19 protein-coding genes are annotated in these 14,500 nt (G+C 62.9%); 10 read left to right on the forward strand and 9 right to left on the reverse strand.

Annotated features, from left to right (window positions below; genetic code table 11):
- Positions 1 to 44: 44 nt before the first annotated feature.
- Positions 45 to 641 carry a hypothetical protein gene (locus OCK01_RS07425; protein ID WP_263823202.1) on the forward strand — a complete coding sequence of 199 codons (597 nt, stop codon included), beginning with the start codon at positions 45 to 47 and terminating at the stop codon, positions 639 to 641.
- A 72-nt stretch (positions 642 to 713) separates the two neighbouring features.
- On the forward strand, positions 714 to 1,175 hold the full coding sequence (locus OCK01_RS07430) for a DUF5680 domain-containing protein (RefSeq protein ID WP_263823203.1): 462 nt from the start codon (positions 714 to 716) through the stop codon (positions 1,173 to 1,175).
- A 9-nt stretch (positions 1,176 to 1,184) separates the two neighbouring features.
- Here OCK01_RS07430 and OCK01_RS07435 read toward each other — a convergent pair whose 3' ends face one another.
- Positions 1,185 to 1,832, reverse strand: coding sequence for a hypothetical protein (locus OCK01_RS07435; protein WP_182826677.1), 648 nt, complete (start codon positions 1,830 to 1,832; stop codon positions 1,185 to 1,187).
- Between the two features lie 246 nt (positions 1,833 to 2,078).
- On the opposite strand from OCK01_RS07435, the gene pgsA reads away from it, so the two are divergent.
- From pgsA to OCK01_RS07455, 4 genes are read left to right on the forward strand one after another with little or no spacing between them, the layout of a single operon-like run.
- Entirely contained in the window at positions 2,079 to 2,666 is a 588-nt protein-coding gene (pgsA, locus tag OCK01_RS07440; RefSeq protein WP_263823204.1) for a CDP-diacylglycerol--glycerol-3-phosphate 3-phosphatidyltransferase, read from the forward strand.
- Positions 2,663 to 2,920 (forward strand): molybdopterin converting factor subunit 1, encoded by a 258-nt coding sequence (gene moaD, locus OCK01_RS07445; RefSeq protein ID WP_263823205.1) that lies wholly within the window; start codon positions 2,663 to 2,665, stop codon positions 2,918 to 2,920. The genes pgsA and moaD overlap by 4 nt, the downstream gene beginning before the upstream one ends.
- Before the next feature lies 1 nt (position 2,921).
- The gene (locus OCK01_RS07450; RefSeq protein ID WP_263823206.1) at positions 2,922 to 3,389 is read left to right on the forward strand and encodes a molybdenum cofactor biosynthesis protein MoaE; all 468 of its coding nucleotides are present in this window, start codon (positions 2,922 to 2,924) and stop codon (positions 3,387 to 3,389) included.
- Between the two features lie 58 nt (positions 3,390 to 3,447).
- Positions 3,448 to 3,825: a GFA family protein gene (locus OCK01_RS07455; RefSeq protein WP_263823207.1), complete on the forward strand. Its 378-nt coding sequence runs from the start codon at positions 3,448 to 3,450 to the stop codon at positions 3,823 to 3,825.
- Here OCK01_RS07455 and OCK01_RS07460 read toward each other — a convergent pair.
- Entirely contained in the window at positions 3,820 to 4,713 is an 894-nt protein-coding gene (locus tag OCK01_RS07460) for a branched-chain amino acid ABC transporter permease (RefSeq protein ID WP_263823537.1), read from the reverse strand. The two genes, OCK01_RS07455 and OCK01_RS07460, sit on opposite strands and share 6 nt — an antisense overlap.
- 66 nt (positions 4,714 to 4,779) lie before the next feature.
- On the opposite strand from OCK01_RS07460, the gene OCK01_RS07465 reads away from it, so the two are divergent.
- Positions 4,780 to 5,340 carry a CGNR zinc finger domain-containing protein gene (locus OCK01_RS07465; RefSeq protein ID WP_263823208.1) on the forward strand — a complete coding sequence of 187 codons (561 nt, stop codon included), beginning with the start codon at positions 4,780 to 4,782 and terminating at the stop codon, positions 5,338 to 5,340.
- Positions 5,337 to 5,834 carry a hypothetical protein gene (locus OCK01_RS07470; protein WP_263823209.1) on the forward strand — a complete coding sequence of 166 codons (498 nt, stop codon included), beginning with the start codon at positions 5,337 to 5,339 and terminating at the stop codon, positions 5,832 to 5,834. The genes OCK01_RS07465 and OCK01_RS07470 overlap by 4 nt, the downstream gene beginning before the upstream one ends.
- Here OCK01_RS07470 and OCK01_RS07475 read toward each other — a convergent pair.
- The 4 genes from OCK01_RS07475 to OCK01_RS07490 form a co-directional block, all read right to left on the reverse strand.
- Positions 5,806 to 6,513 (reverse strand): cysteine hydrolase family protein, encoded by a 708-nt coding sequence (locus tag OCK01_RS07475; protein ID WP_263823210.1) that lies wholly within the window; start codon positions 6,511 to 6,513, stop codon positions 5,806 to 5,808. The two genes, OCK01_RS07470 and OCK01_RS07475, sit on opposite strands and share 29 nt — an antisense overlap.
- A 148-nt stretch (positions 6,514 to 6,661) precedes the next feature.
- A complete protein-coding gene (gene ndk, locus OCK01_RS07480; RefSeq protein ID WP_137153977.1) occupies positions 6,662 to 7,084 on the reverse strand; it encodes a nucleoside-diphosphate kinase in 423 nt (140 codons plus the stop codon).
- Positions 7,085 to 7,174: 90 nt separating this feature from the next.
- Positions 7,175 to 8,398 carry a hypothetical protein gene (locus OCK01_RS07485; RefSeq protein ID WP_263823211.1) on the reverse strand — a complete coding sequence of 408 codons (1,224 nt, stop codon included), beginning with the start codon at positions 8,396 to 8,398 and terminating at the stop codon, positions 7,175 to 7,177.
- A gap of 82 nt (positions 8,399 to 8,480) precedes the next feature.
- Positions 8,481 to 9,167: a glutathione S-transferase family protein gene (locus tag OCK01_RS07490; protein WP_263823212.1), complete on the reverse strand. Its 687-nt coding sequence runs from the start codon at positions 9,165 to 9,167 to the stop codon at positions 8,481 to 8,483.
- 135 nt (positions 9,168 to 9,302) lie between these two features.
- Here OCK01_RS07490 and OCK01_RS07495 point away from each other — a divergent pair, with 135 nt between their 5' ends.
- A complete protein-coding gene (locus OCK01_RS07495; RefSeq protein WP_263823213.1) occupies positions 9,303 to 9,818 on the forward strand; it encodes a DinB family protein in 516 nt (171 codons plus the stop codon).
- A 30-nt stretch (positions 9,819 to 9,848) separates the two neighbouring features.
- Here the strand turns inward: OCK01_RS07495 and OCK01_RS07500 are convergent, their stop codons facing one another.
- Both OCK01_RS07500 and OCK01_RS07505 read right to left on the reverse strand, forming a co-directional pair.
- Positions 9,849 to 11,444 carry a methyl-accepting chemotaxis protein gene (locus tag OCK01_RS07500; protein WP_263823214.1) on the reverse strand — a complete coding sequence of 532 codons (1,596 nt, stop codon included), beginning with the start codon at positions 11,442 to 11,444 and terminating at the stop codon, positions 9,849 to 9,851.
- 1 nt (position 11,445) lies between these two features.
- Positions 11,446 to 11,763, reverse strand: coding sequence for a hypothetical protein (locus OCK01_RS07505; protein WP_263823215.1), 318 nt, complete (start codon positions 11,761 to 11,763; stop codon positions 11,446 to 11,448).
- A 274-nt stretch (positions 11,764 to 12,037) separates the two neighbouring features.
- Here OCK01_RS07505 and OCK01_RS07510 point away from each other — a divergent pair, with 274 nt between their 5' ends.
- Positions 12,038 to 13,906, forward strand: coding sequence for an ABC-F family ATP-binding cassette domain-containing protein (locus tag OCK01_RS07510; protein WP_263823216.1), 1,869 nt, complete (start codon positions 12,038 to 12,040; stop codon positions 13,904 to 13,906).
- A gap of 15 nt (positions 13,907 to 13,921) precedes the next feature.
- On the opposite strand, the gene OCK01_RS07515 is transcribed toward OCK01_RS07510, so the two are convergent.
- Positions 13,922 to 14,482: a DUF1269 domain-containing protein gene (locus OCK01_RS07515; protein WP_263823217.1), complete on the reverse strand. Its 561-nt coding sequence runs from the start codon at positions 14,480 to 14,482 to the stop codon at positions 13,922 to 13,924.
- Positions 14,483 to 14,500: the final 18 nt, after the last annotated feature.

The raw sequence follows: 14,500 nt of genomic DNA on the forward strand, positions 1-14,500 counted from the left end.
TCGACCGTTGTTCAACCAGATCACCTTGTTCGGGAAAATCCGTCATGCGCCTGTCCGCCCTCGTCGTTTTCGGCCTCCTGCTCGCCCCGCCCGCGCTCGCAGGCCCCATCGACACGGCGTCGATCGTTTCGGCCGTGACGGGCGACTTCAACAAGGACGGCGAAAACGATCTGGCCCTCCTCACGCGCGGCGACGACGACATGGATTTCCATCTTCTGCTCGGCGTGGCGGGGCGCGGTTATCTGGCTCCGACGGAGTTGATCAGGGGGAAGGTTTGGGGCAAGGCCGGGCCCGACGACTTCGTCGGGCAGGAGCCCTTCCTCGAAGCATTGCCGAACGGGTCCCTCGCGGTGCACACGCGCAACGACGCCATCGGGCGCAACCGTTGGAGCCAGACGCTCACGCTCGCCTATCGCAACAAGGCGCTGCTCGTCGCAGGCTTTTCATACGAATGGCGTGACACGCTGGAACCCGACAATGCCGGCCGGTGCGACATCAACATCCTGACCGGCAAGGGTTTTCGCGAGACGTATCCCAATGAGGGCGACCCGGTGAAATCGCCGGTGGCCATTCAGGCCCGGCCAACGCCGTTCTCGACCTGGAGCGGCGACGAGACCATATCCGCCTGCAATCCCGAATAATGTTCTCTTTTTGTTCTTGTTGGCTCCGCTTTTCGCAGCTAATGTGGTCGAGGGTGACGACGGGAGGCGGACTTGGGCGAGTTGGAAAAAGTGATCATCGAGGCCAAAAGCGCGGCCTATATCGGCGGGGCGACTGCGTTGCCCGCTCCCTCACGCATGGGAGCCCATGACATCTCCTGGCGTCGCGGCGACTGGTCCTATCTCGACAGCTATTTCGGCGGCACGGATTTTTCGGGCCAGGAAGTGGTGTGGCGCCGCGGCGAGCCGGTATGGGCCATGTCCTATTTCGGCTACATCATCCATGACGACCGCATCGACGCGCCGCGCGCCGGAGCGGTGATCAAGCATGCGCTCGGGCGGCTCTATGCCGAAGAGGGACGTTTCTTGGGCGGCTTCGCCTGCGCCCATGACCATGGCGTCTATATCGACGAGAACGAAGGCGACTTCACCCGTTTCACCGGCCGCGAGCGCATCGAGGTCGGCGGCGTCGAGGCCTACAACCTCGTCTATCACGGAGGGCTCATTCGCCCGTGAGACGACGGCTCAGAATCGGTAAGTCAGGCCGATCTGGACGACGGGATAGACCTGATAAGGGTTCAGGCGTTCCTGCTGCTTGCGGATCTCTCTCTGGATCTGCTTGTCGGTGAAACCGTATCGATCGGCGTGCGAGACGACGTCGAGATCCGGCTGGCCGCCATAGAGCGCGCCGAGATCGAGGGAGACGCTGAGGCGATCCTTGATCTTGAGATTGTAGCCGAGGCCGAGATAGGGCTGGACCGGGTTCTGCGTGATCTTGTAGGTGGTCAGCGGATCGCGGATGATGACGGTGATCGCGTCCTTGCCTTTGCCGTAGCGGCGTTCGAGATTCGACAGGCTGCCCTTCACGTAAGAGCCTGACAGCCTGACGCCGCCGGAGAGGCGCAAGCCTTGCTCATAAGGGTAGTAATCCGCCGTTGCGCCGAGGCTGAACAGCCGCGCCCTGTTGTCCGTATCCGATCGATGGGCCGCGTAGGAAAAGTCGAAGCTGGCGCCCGAGACATCGAATCGCGCCGCCCAGGCGTCGTCGAGACGTTTCTCGGCCCCGATGCCGATCCCCAATGTGCCCGCCTGCGGCGTCAATGTGAAATCGTCGGCGTTTGCGACGCTGGTCATCGCCGCAGCGATCAGGCCTGAAAAGAATGCGATGCGCACAATGCCCCCTGAAAGCCCGCCCCCGCGCGCCGTGTCGTGTCTACCGCATCGAGTCTACGCGCAACTGGTTTCACCCTTGCTAACGCAGGCGAGCCGGAATTTATTTCGCCTGATGTCGCGATTGAATTTGAACCGGCCCATCCCCTCACTTATGTTCCGGGCGACGGCGTTGGATCGGTGGTCGCCTTGACCCTGGCGCAATCGACAGATCCAATGGTGGATATCGGCGAGTCTCAGACGGGCATCATGGCAAAGCGCGCATACAATATTCCCAATATGTTGACCTATGCACGGATCGTGGCGGTGCCGCTGATCGTCGTGTGCTTCTTCGTGAACGGCGAACTGCAGAGTTCGGATTTCGCGCGGTGGACGGCTTTCTGGCTGTTCGCCGTGGCCTCCATCACCGATTTCCTCGACGGCTATCTCGCCCGGATCTGGAAACAGACCTCCAATATCGGCCGCATGCTGGACCCGATCGCCGACAAGCTGCTGGTCTCCTCGGTGCTGCTGCTGCTCGCCGCCGACCAGACCATCGCCGGCTGGACGCTCTGGGCCGCGATCATCATCCTCTGCCGCGAAATCCTCGTCTCGGGCCTGCGCGAATATCTGGCGGCGCTGAAAGTGTCGGTGCCGGTGACCCGCATCGCCAAATGGAAGACCACGGCGCAGATGGTGGCGCTCGGCTTCCTGCTCGTCGGGCATGCCGGCGACAACATCTTCGTCTACACGACGGAGACCGGGATCGTTCTGCTGTGGGTGTCGGCATTGCTGACCATCTACACCGGCTACGACTATTTCCGCGCCGGCCTCAAACATGTGGTGGACGAGGAATGAAGGTCGATCTCGTCTATTTCGCCTGGGTCAGGGAGCGGATCGGCAAGCCGGGCGAAACGCTCGATCTGCCCGACGCCGTGACAACCGTGGGTGAACTGCTCAATCATCTCAAGGGCCTGGGCGAAGAGTATGACGCGGCGCTCGAACATGACCGGGTCATCCGCGTCGCCATCGACCAGGAGCATGCCGATCATGGCGAGAGCATTCTCGGCGCGCGCGAGATCGGCATCTTCCCGCCGATGACGGGCGGCTGACATGGCGCCCTGCCCCATTCATGTCCGGGTGCAGGCCGAGGATTTCGACGTCGCGACGGAGATGGCGCGGCTCACAGATGGCCGCGCCGACATAGGCGCGCTGGTGAGTTTTACCGGCCTCTGCCGCGACGAAGGCGGTCGGCTCGAGGCGCTGGAGCTGGAACATTATCCGGGAATGGCCGAGGCGCAGATCGCCAAGGCTTGCCAGGAGGCCGCTGAACGCTGGCCGTTGCAGGGACTTTCGGCCATCCATCGCTATGGCCGCATTGCGCCTGGCGAGCAGATCGTGCTGGTGATCGCCGCTTCGCCCCATCGCCAAGCCGCCTTCGACGCCGCAAATTTCGTGATGGACTATCTCAAGACCGCGGCGCCTTTCTGGAAAAAAGAACATGGGCGTGATGGACAGTCGGGCGACTGGGTGAGCGCCAAGGACGCCGACGACGCGGCCTTCGCCCGCTGGCGGCGCTGACGCTCGGGAACAAATCTGCCCCATCCTCGATTTTTCAAGCAGAACGAGGAGAAAGATCATGACGGAGAGACACGGCGGATGCCTGTGCGGTCAAGCGCGATATGACGTCAAGGGTGAACCTCTGCGCGTCGGCATTTGCCATTGCCTGGATTGCCGAAAGGAGAGTGGCTCCGCTTTTGCCTGCTTCGCCATCTATCCAGCCGACGCGGTAAAGTATGAGGGCGAAATCAAGACTTATCAGGGCCGCAGCTTCTGCCCGGTCTGTGGCGGTCGTTTATTCACGTTGACGACGGAAGAAGCGGAAATCCGCTTCGGCAGCCTCAATGACGCCCCGACCGATCTCGCGCCGAGCTACGAATTGTGGATCCGCCGCCGCGAAAATTGGCTGCATCCCCTGCCCGGAACCGAACAGCATCATGGCGACCGGCCATCATGACCGACTTTCTCGTCGGAGGGTCACCGCCAGCAGCACCAGCAGGGCCATCATGGCGAGATCGCGCCATTCGAAGCTGATATAGGCGCCGAAAAAGGTCTCGGCCAATCCGAACAGAAAAGCGCCGGTCGCGCAGTGGCCCGGCGACGTCTGTTCGCCTATTGCGGCGATCATCACCACTTTCAAACCGAACATCAACCCGGATCCGAAATCCATCGAGCCGTAATAGGCGGAGGCGAAGAGCCCGGCGATCGCCGCCGCCACCGCGGTCGCCAGACCCGCGACCACCACGACATTTCGCGCATTGATCCCCATGAGTTCGGCGGCGAAGGGATCATCGGCGACCGCCCGCCAGGCGCGTCCGCCCGCACTATTCGACAAATAGAGCGCGCCGGCAGCCAGCAGGACCGCGGTGAACGCGGGCTCGATCACCTGGATCAACGTGACCGACACGGGAAATCCGCCGCCGTCCCACAGGATGCTGCGGTGGTTGAGAAATGGCGACAGCCAGAGATCGCGGCTGTCGGCGGCGATGCGGACGAGCTCCATCAGCACGATCATCAGCGCCAGCGACACCGGAATCACGGAGGTCGGAGCGTGCGCCTGAAGCGGCCCCGTGATCTTCCAGCCGATGACCCCGCCGGCCAGGAGGCCATAGATCAGCGCGACCGTCGCGCCGAAGCCGAGGGCGGCGGGATAAGTCAACCACAATGCCGTCCAGCCGAAACCGGTGAAGAAGATGAAGATCTGGCCTGTGAAGGCGAACAGCGCGCCCATGGTGAAATCCGGCCGCCGCGTCAGCGCGAAGCTGATGGAGTAGCCGAAAGCTAGCAGCGCATACAGCGCCGAGATCGGCGCGGCGTTGATGAGTTGCTGCAGGCAGAAGGCCAGGTCGGACGCAGTGAGCATGATAAATTATAACTTGTAAATGCGGTTTTACTAGTTACTATTCAGCCTATGAGCTTCGAATGGACACCTCACCGCTTTTCCGGCGGCGCACTGGCGCTGGATGTCGCCAACAGCGTCATCCTGCGCGCCGACCCAGAGAAACGGGTCGATCGCTTCGCGACGGCAGATCACCTCGCCGCCTTTCCGGCGGCCGCCGAAATCATGTGCGCCGAGCGGGACGACTTTTCTCAGCTCGCTGCGGTGAGACCGGAGAACGAGAGTCTTTTCCTGGAGTTACGGGAAAAGGCGGACGCATTTTATCGCGTGAAGGCGCGTGACGGCGGCGACGATCCATCGTTGCTCGCCGATCTGCTCGACGCCATCGCCCGCATCCTGCGCGCCCATCCCCATGCGACGACGCCGGAACCGGTCGATCTCGCCACGGCGCGCTCGGCCCTGCGGCTGATCGCCATGCCGGAGCCCGAGCGGCTGAAGATCTGTCCGAATTGCGGCTGGCTGTTCCTCGACCGCAGCAAGAACAAGAGCCGGGCATGGTGCGACATGGCCGTCTGCGGCAATCGCGCCAAGGCCCGCCTCCACTATCGACGGAAAAAGGGGAAAGACGGATGACTCGCCTATGGCTATCGGCGCTCGTCGTTCTGGCGCTTGCCAGTTGCCAGCGCGAGGACAAGGATTACCTCACAATCAACGGCAAGATCTTCATCTTCAACGTGCGGCTCTCCAAGGCTTATTACGCGCTCAATCTCAACCGGCTCGCCGGCGTGCCGGATGGGGCCAAGGTGACGGCGGAGTTTGAAAATCCGGCCGGCGGGCCGCCACTCACGGTCACCAGGAAGGTGTTCCCCAACATGGCCCGCATCGATTTCCAAAGCCCGGATCTCGACTGCATCGTCGCCGACAAGCCCTATGCGATCATCATCACGCTACGCGATCCCGCGGGTAAGGAGATGCAGAAGATCGAGACCACGCTCGCCTCGACGCTCGACCAGACCGTGATGCCCGAACAGGCGCTGGTGCGCGGCAACGCCTATGACAAGAACCCCGCCGCCTATGACGCCGAGGGCCATGTGAAATTCAGGACGGCGTGCGCGGCGCAGGGGTAACCGCCTTCAAGACGCCGATCACGTCCATGCTCCGCGCCGTCGCGCCGAAAATTCCGCCTTCCGAGCGGATCGTTTCCAGCGCGGCCGCATGGTTGGAGGTCACGGTCGCGGCGCAGCAATCCTCCAGCAACAGGCATTCGTAGCCGCGCTCGGTGGCGTCGCGGATGGTGGAGTGCACGCAGATGTCTGTCGTGACGCCGCAGACGATCAGGCGGCGGACGCCGCGGGCGGCCAGGATGCGGTCGAGGTCGGTGGCGTAAAAGGCGGAAAAACCAGGCTTGTCGATAATGGGTTCGCCGGGCGCCGGCGCAAGTTCCGGCACGATATCCCAGCCGGCCTCGCCGCGCACCAGCAGACGTCCCAGCGGTCCCCGGCTTCCGATTTCAGCGCCGCCATTGGCCGAGCGGAAGCGTTTCTGTGATGGCAGATCGGAAAGATCGGGGCGATGGCCCTCGCGGGTGTGCACCACCAATCCGCCCCAGGCTCTCACCGCCGCCAGGACGGCCTGAATGCGCGGGATCAGCGCACGGGCGGGGGCGACGTCATAGCCCATGGCGCTGACATAGCCGCCGACTTCGCAGAAATCGCGCTGCATGTCGATGACGACCAACGCCGTCATCAGCGGGTCGATCACGTGGTCATGCGGCCAGGGATAGGGATTGGCTGCTATGGTCGGCATGGCGGTTCCTGGGCGACGGCGGCGAATGTGTTGCGCCGCACAGTTCCACAGCTCGCATCATCATTCAATCGGCCAAAGAAAAACCGCCCGCGAGGCGCCTCGCGAGCGGTTCCGAACTTCAGACCGGAGAAGGCTCCGGTCAATGAATTCAGCCGACGATTTCGGTGTCGGAGAACCAGTACTTGATTTCCTGGGCGGCAGTTTCCGGAGCGTCGGAGCCGTGGACCGAGTTTTCGCCGATCGACAAAGCGTGGGTCTTGCGGATGGTGCCTTCATCGGCGTTGGCCGGATTGGTGGCGCCCATGATTTCGCGGTTCTTGAGGATTGCGTTTTCGCCTTCCAGCACCTGCACCACGGTCGGACCGGAGGTCATGCCCTCGACGAGTTCGCCGAAGAAGGGACGCTCCTTGTGCACGGCGTAGAAGCCCTCGGCTTCGCGGCGGCTCATCCAGACGCGCTTGGAGGCGACGACGCGCAGGCCGGCGTCTTCGAGCATCTTGGTGATGGCGCCCGTCAGGTTGCGCTTGGTGGCGTCCGGCTTGATCATCGAGAAGGTGCGTTCAATCGCCATGTCTTGGTCCTCATAGTGTGGGGAAAGTGCGCGGTTTCTATCTGCGGGATCGCAGGAAGACAAGGGGGCGACCGGAATTTTACAAGATCGTCATCTTGGCGCAGGCGCCGACGTGACGGCATCGCGCGCCAAAAGCTCCGATTGCTTATTGATCTGCCTCGCCAGACGTGTCGACGCCGGCGTTTCGCCGAAAGACAGGCGAACCAGATCGGCCAGCGAAGCTGCGAGCTCGTTATACTGGCGGGCGTTGGCCAGATTGCCGCGGGCATGCGCGCGCTGGCTGTTCGCGAGGTTGAGTTCGGCTTCCAACAACCAGTTTTTGCGGCAGAATTCGTTCACCATCGCTTTGACTTGCAGCGCGACCGCATCATCCAGGACGAGTTTGTCGAGATTGCCCATCTCGTCATAACGCGACCAGTCCGGCTCGAGATCATCCTCGCTGATCGTTGGCCATTTGCCGACGAGCCGCCCGTTTGACCGCGAGAACTTGGCTTGCAAGTCCCGGCCTGCCGCCTGCGGCAAGCGCAGTTTGTCGATCACCGGCAGACGTTCTGCGAAAGTCAGAGGATGTCGCGCCACCCTTCCCGGAAGAATATGCGGCGCCGCCTCCATGGCGTTGAGCAAGGCGATGGCGTTGACGTCGAGCGCCGAATTGCTGCGATCATTCGGGATCTGCTCCCAGCCATCGGCGCCAATCCGCCTGGCGAAATCGGCCGCGGGATTGTCGACGCCGACGAAGGCGACGGGCGTGATGGCGGCGGAGCCGAACCAAACGGCCCAACGATCAAGCAGTTGTTCATAGTCGAAATACGGGTCTGTCGCATCGATCGATGCGAAATGCTCCGCCGTCACCCTCGCCTGCCGCGCCAGTGTCGAAGCATGCGAGACTGCGAGATCGACCTGCGGACGGAGATAGCAGATGATCTCGATATCGTTGAAATGCGCGCTCAGCAGTTCATGCACCCGCCCAACCTCATCCGATGTGGTCAGGCGGCTATGACAGTGTTCATTGCTGATGACGAAAACCTTGGCGCCGGACGCGACGGCCTCGTCCGTTTCAGCGGCCAGTCTTTTCGCAAGCGCTCTCCGATACGCATCGTGACCGGCCTCGTCGAAGATCGCGCGCTGATCGAAAAACGGTTCGTTCCGCCTCAGGTTCATACCATAGACGGCTATGTCGATATTGTTGGGACGTCCGAGCGTGGAACTGTAGACGATGCCCTGCTGCGCGAGCGTAGCGGAATTCCGGTGCAGATATTTCTGGATCGTCGTCGTCCCGGACTTCTCAGTTCCGATATGGAGGATCAACTTCACGGACGGCGCCTCTCCCAGCCTCGGCATTGCTGTCGACTAAGCCATGCTCCGGCATTTGTAAACATCGCCGTCTCGCAGGCGATCACTCTGCGGCAGCAACCTCTCGTCCCGCCCCGCCATGGAGATCGAGGCAGCGCTCGAACCACATCGCCACCGGATCGTCGGTCTTCAACAGGCTGACAGGGCTGACGACGCGGGCCCATTGCAGCGCGCCGAAGACGATGTAATCGACAAAGAGCGGCCTGTCGCCGCCGAGCCAGGTTTGATACTTGAGCGCATGCCTGACGGGTTCGAGCTTGGCGGGGAAGGTCTCGATCTCGCCCTCCCGCGCGGCCGCGACCTGCTCCAGCGTCCTGCCCAGCCGACTTTCGCGGCTGGTGCGGAAATACGCCTGATCCTCCGGCGCCAAACAATCATGGATGTCGGTCAGCATGATCCGCGTCAGCGCCGGATGGATCACGAACTGGCTGTAGCCTTCGAGCGCGCGGGTGAGCGCGACCCCTGCGCCGCCGCCGAAGAGCGAGGGACGATCCGGATAGGTTTCATCGAGATAGACGGCGATGTCGAAACTGTCGCGCACCAGCCGCGCACCGTCCTTCAGGACTGGCACGGTCGGAGAAAATCCGTTCTCCAGCGCGGGAATTGCGGTGAAAGGCGTCGGGGTTTCCTCGAACGCCAATCCCTTGTGATGCAGGGCCATCACCGTCTTCCAGGCATGCGGGGAAAATCTTGTGTCGCGGCTGGCGCCGCATAGAGTGTAGAGCTTCATGGAACCACCTGCCGACTTGTTCGGGACAGCATGCGCGAAAGCAGATCCAGGCGTCCAATTCAAACTTTTCATATCTGGAGGCGCTGGAGCGTGATGGATGGTCGCGCTAGTTCTGGCTGAAAGGAGAGACATATCATGAGGGAAACATTTCATATGTTCGCCGCCTATAACCGCTGGGCCAATACGGCGCTCTATGATGCGGCGGCGGAGTTGAGCGAGGAGGAGTTGCGCGCGCCCACGGGCGCTTTCTTCGGTTCGCTTATCGCCACGCTCAACCATATCCTCGTCGCCGACCGGATCTGGCTGAAGCGGTTCACCGGTGTGGGGACCGCGCCCAGCCGTCTCGACGTGATCCTGCATGACGACCTCGCCGCGCTCCGCCGAGCGCGCGCCGCGGAAGACGAACGCATCGTCGCCTGGACCGTCGGTCTGACCGACGACGAGATCGCGGGGACTTTCACCTACACGCCGGTGACGTCGCCGCAACCCGTCACGCAACGGCTGGGCGGCGCGCTGTCTCATCTGTTCAACCACCAGACCCATCATCGCGGCCAGTGCCACATGATGCTGACGACGCTCGGAAAACCGAGCCTGGCGCTCGATCTCATCTACTTCCAACGCTGCCCCGAAGGCCGCGCCTTCGGTTGCTGAGCGGCTGATCCACGCGTTTCCTCGTCGCGCTCAGGCGGCGAGACGTCCGTTATGGCGGCGCGCGGCGGCGCCAGCGCGGAACTGCTCGATCAGGCGGTCGAGCGCGTCCGCCTCGCTGGCGAGCGCATGCACCGCGGCCGTCGATTCCTCGACCATGGCCGCATTGTGCTGGGTGCCTTGATCGATCATATGCACCGACTCGCTGATCGTCGACAGTCCGGCGGACTGCTCCCGGGTCGCATGGACGATCTGCTCGACATGTTCGGAAATCGCCCGGACCTCGTCGCTGATATTCTTCAGCGCCTTACCGGTTTCGCCGACCAGTCCGACGCCATGCGACACTTGGTCGGCGGACGCATTGATGAGCGTCTTGATTTCCTTGGCCGCATTGGCCGAGCGCTGGGCGAGTTCGCGCACTTCCGTGGCGACCACGGCGAAGCCCTTGCCGGCGTCGCCGGCGCGCGCGGCTTCGACGCCGGCGTTGAGCGCCAGCAGATTGGTCTGGAAAGCGATCTCGTCGATAACGCCGATGATCTGGCCGATCTGCTGCGAGGACCCTTCGATCTTGCTCATCGCGTCGACGGCGTTGGAAACGATCTCGGCGGACTTTTCCGCGCCACGCTTGGCGTTCTCGACCAGCCGATTGACATTCTCCGCCCGCGTCGCGGTCTTCTGGACCGTCTCGGAGATTTCCGTGATCGCGGCGGCCGTTTCCTCGACCCCGGCTGCCTGGCGCTCGGTCCGGTTGGACAATTCGTTGTTGGCTTCGCGGATCGACTCGGCGCCGCTTCGGACATGCGTGGCGGCGACGCTCACCTCGCGCATGGTCTTGTCCAACTGGTCGATAACCTGATTGAAGGTTTGGCGCAGCACGTCCATGCGGCCGGAGAGCTTGGTTTCGAGCCGGTAGGCCAGGTTGCCGTGCGACAGTTCCGTCAGCCCGGCGGCCATCTGCTCGACCGCCTTGGCTGTCTGTTCAGCCTCGACAGTCTTCTCGGCCTCGCGGCGCGTCCTTTCCTCAAACACCGCCGCATCGGCCCGGCGCGCCTCTTCGGCGCGTTCGGCGGCCTCCGCGTGAGCGGCCAGGGCGTCAGCGGCCGAACGGCTCGCGGCTTCCACCGAGCCCACGACGGCGCCGGTGAGCGCGATCAAAACGCCGGACTGCAGGATCAGGATGACGGCGTGCAACAGAACGCGGGTGAAATCGAATTCGCCGGGGAAGACCGCCGACGGAAGAAGGAAGTCGAGCACCAGATGATGAACGGCGACCACCGCGGCGAAGCCGATGATGGCCCGCCAATCGATCCAGGCTGCGCAGATCGCCAGGGTAGCGAAGAAATACATATGCATGTCGACCTGGTAGGCGCCGCCCTTGAACTGGTAGACGAGCACCGCGACCTCGGCAGCCAGACCGATCGAAGAGAGCGTCCGTATCGTCGGGCCGAACTTGTCGCGAACCCAAACGGACGTCACCAGCGCCGCGATCGACGCGCTGGCGACGACGCCGATATAGGAACCGCCTTCGGGCAAGAACACCGATGCGGCCAATGAAAACATCACATTGGCCCAGATCAATGTCAGAACGCCGTAGGAAGCCTTGGCGCGCAATTGGTCAAGCGCATTCATGTCAATTTCCTTCGTTACACCCGGCTGCGAGAGCGTGGTCCAGAACCAGCGCGGCGCCGCTTTCAAATAGACGTCCCGCAAAATTTCGGTCGTTGGAATGCGCGATCCCGACCCAGTCGAACCGCGTCGACGATACGAGCGTGCCGCCGGCGTCGCCGATGACGCGCAGCAATGCCGCCGGACCGGCGCCGGGCTGCGTCACGACGACGACGAACTCGCTTTTTGGAAAAGCGACCGCCGCAAACATCGCGACGAAACAGAAGCAGGCTCCCGTCAGGAGAACCCTCTTGTCCAGCCGATCACGGTTATCGTCAGCCACGCCCTCACGCTCCGATCGTCGCGACGTCCCGCTTCACGAGGCGCGCACTTCACTGATTTTGCTATTTCCCACCATCGACGACAAAGGTTAATTCGAGGTATTTTCACGCCGAGAATTGCATATAAGCCAATATAGACTTCGATAATTGTCGTAACTTCTGCTGCAACGCCGAATTTTATTGACTTATGTCAATATTACTCATGATCCGCTTCGGCTGGGCGCGCATGCCCAAAACCGCGTTTCCTTCCGAAATGTTTTGGGCTAAAGCGACTGCATGATCGCGATTTCAGGACTGACGGCCCGCATTGCCGGGCGACTTCTTCTCGACGACGCCAGCGTCTCCCTGCCCACCGGCGTTAAAGCCGGCCTGGTGGGGCGCAACGGCGCGGGCAAATCCACTTTGTTCAAGATCATCACCGGCGAGATGGCCCCCGAATCCGGCGATGTCTCGGTGCCCCGAGGGGCGCGCATCGGCCAGGTGGCGCAGGAAGCGCCCGGCACCGACGATCCGCTGATCGACATCGTGCTCGCCGCCGACAAGGAGCGGGCCAGCCTGCTGGCGGAGGCCGAGACGGCCACCGATCCGCACCGCATCGCCGAAATCCAGGTGAGGCTCGCCGATATCGACGCCTATTCGGCCGAAGCCCGCGCCGCCTCGATCCTCGCCGGCCTCGGCTTCGACGAAGAGGCGCAGCACCGGCCCGCCAAGAGCTTTTCCGGCGGCTGGCGGATGCGCGTGGCGCTCGCGGCCGTGCTGTTCTCCGAGCCCGACCTGCTGCTGCTCGACGAGCCGACCAACTATCTCGACCTCGAAGGGGCGCTGTGGCTGGAAGATTATATCCGCCGCTATCCGCATACGGTCATCATCATCAGCCACGACCGCGATCTGTTGAATTCGGCGGTCAATTCGATCGTGCATCTCGACCAGCAGAAGCTGACTTTCTATCGCGGTCCTTACGACCAGTTCGAGCGGCAAAAGGCGGAAGCCGAGGAATTGCAGACCAAGGCCAAGGCCAAGAACGAAGCGCAGCGCAAACATCTGCAGAGCTTCATCGATCGCTTCAAGGCCAAGGCGTCCAAGGCCAAGCAGGCGCAGAGCCGCATCAAGGCGCTGGAGCGGCTCGGCACCGTGGCGGCGGTGGCGCATGAGCATGTGCAGGGCTTCTCCTTCCCCGACCCCAAGCGCGAGGCGGCATCGCCGATCATCGCGGTGGAAGGCGGGCTGGCGGGGTATACGCCGGGCCATGCCATTCTGAAGAATATCAATGTCCGGATCGACACGGATGATCGCATCGCCCTGCTCGGCTCGAACGGCAACGGCAAATCCACCTTCGCCAAGTTCATCTCAGGGCGGCTCGCGCCGCTGGGCGGCAGGGTCACCTCGGCGCCCAATCTCAAGGTCGGCTTCTTCGCCCAGCATCAGCTCGACGACCTGATCCCGGACCAGAGCGCCGTCGATCACATTCGCCGGCTGATGCCGACGGAGCCGGAAGCCAAGGTGCGCTCGCGCGTGGCGCAGATGGGGCTGGCCACCGCCAAGATGGACACGGCCGCGAAAGATCTCTCGGGCGGCGAAAAGGCGCGGCTTCTGATGGGCATCGCCGCTTTCGAGGCGCCCAATCTGCTCATTCTCGACGAGCCGACCAACCATCTCGACATCGACAGCCGCCGCGCGCTGATCGAGGCGCTGAACGACTATTCCGGCGCCGTGATCCTGATTTCGCATGATCGGTATCTGATCGAGGCGACCGTCGACCGACTCTGGATCGTGCGTGACGGCACGGTGAAGGCGTTCGAGGGCGACATGGACGAGTATCGCGACATCGTCGTCGGCTCGAACAGGAAGCCGCGCAAGGAGAAGGAAGAAGCGCCCGCCCCGCAAGCCGCGGCAGCCGCCCAGCCCAAGCGCGGCAATCCGGCGGTCATGCGCAAGAAGGTCGAGGAATTGCAGGTCATGATCGGCAAGATCGAGCGCCTGATCCAGGGCATCGACACCGAACTGGCCGATCCCCAGCTCTACGCGAAAAATCCTGCGCGGGCCGGCGAACTCACCAAGGCGCGCGCCAACGCCGCCAAGAAGCTCGCCGACACCGAAGAGGAATGGCTGCTCGTCTCGACCGAACTGGAAGAGCTCGGCGCCTGACGGCGCCGAATCTTATCACAGCGCCTGCGGGTCGCCATCCTCGACGCCGCTCGGAGGCGAAGCCGCCAAAGGCGACGACGCGATTTCACGGCGCGCCTTGTCGAAGATCTCCATCAGCCGCGCTTCCTGGCTGCGGTCGAGATTGGTGCGGATGATGCGGCCGCCATGGGCGCTCATCGCCTCGATCACGCGATCCGACGAGGCGCGTTCGGCGAGCAGGAACAGAGCCGCCTGCCCCGGCTGCAACACGCCCGCGACATCCTTCATGAATTTGTCGTTGACGCCGTAATCGGTGAGCGCGCCGGCGAGAGCGCCCGACGCCGCGCCTGCGGCCACGCCCATCAGCGGATTGAAGAACAGCAAACCGGCCAGCAGACCCCAGAACGCGCCGCCGGAGGCTCCGAGCGCCCAGAGATTGACCATCTGGTGCAGCTTGATCTCGCCATCGGGTTCGGCGGTGGCGACCACGGCGTCATTGACGGTGACGAGATAATCGCGGGAGAGATTGAAGAGCCCCTTGCGGGCCTCCTCGGCCTGGGCTTGGCTGTCATAGCCGAAGACGATGAGTTCGGACATGTGCGTTCCTTGCGGTTC

Source organism: Rhizobium sp. TRM95796, from assembly GCF_025779995.1.
GTDB lineage: Bacteria > Pseudomonadota > Alphaproteobacteria > Rhizobiales > Rhizobiaceae > Rhizobium_E.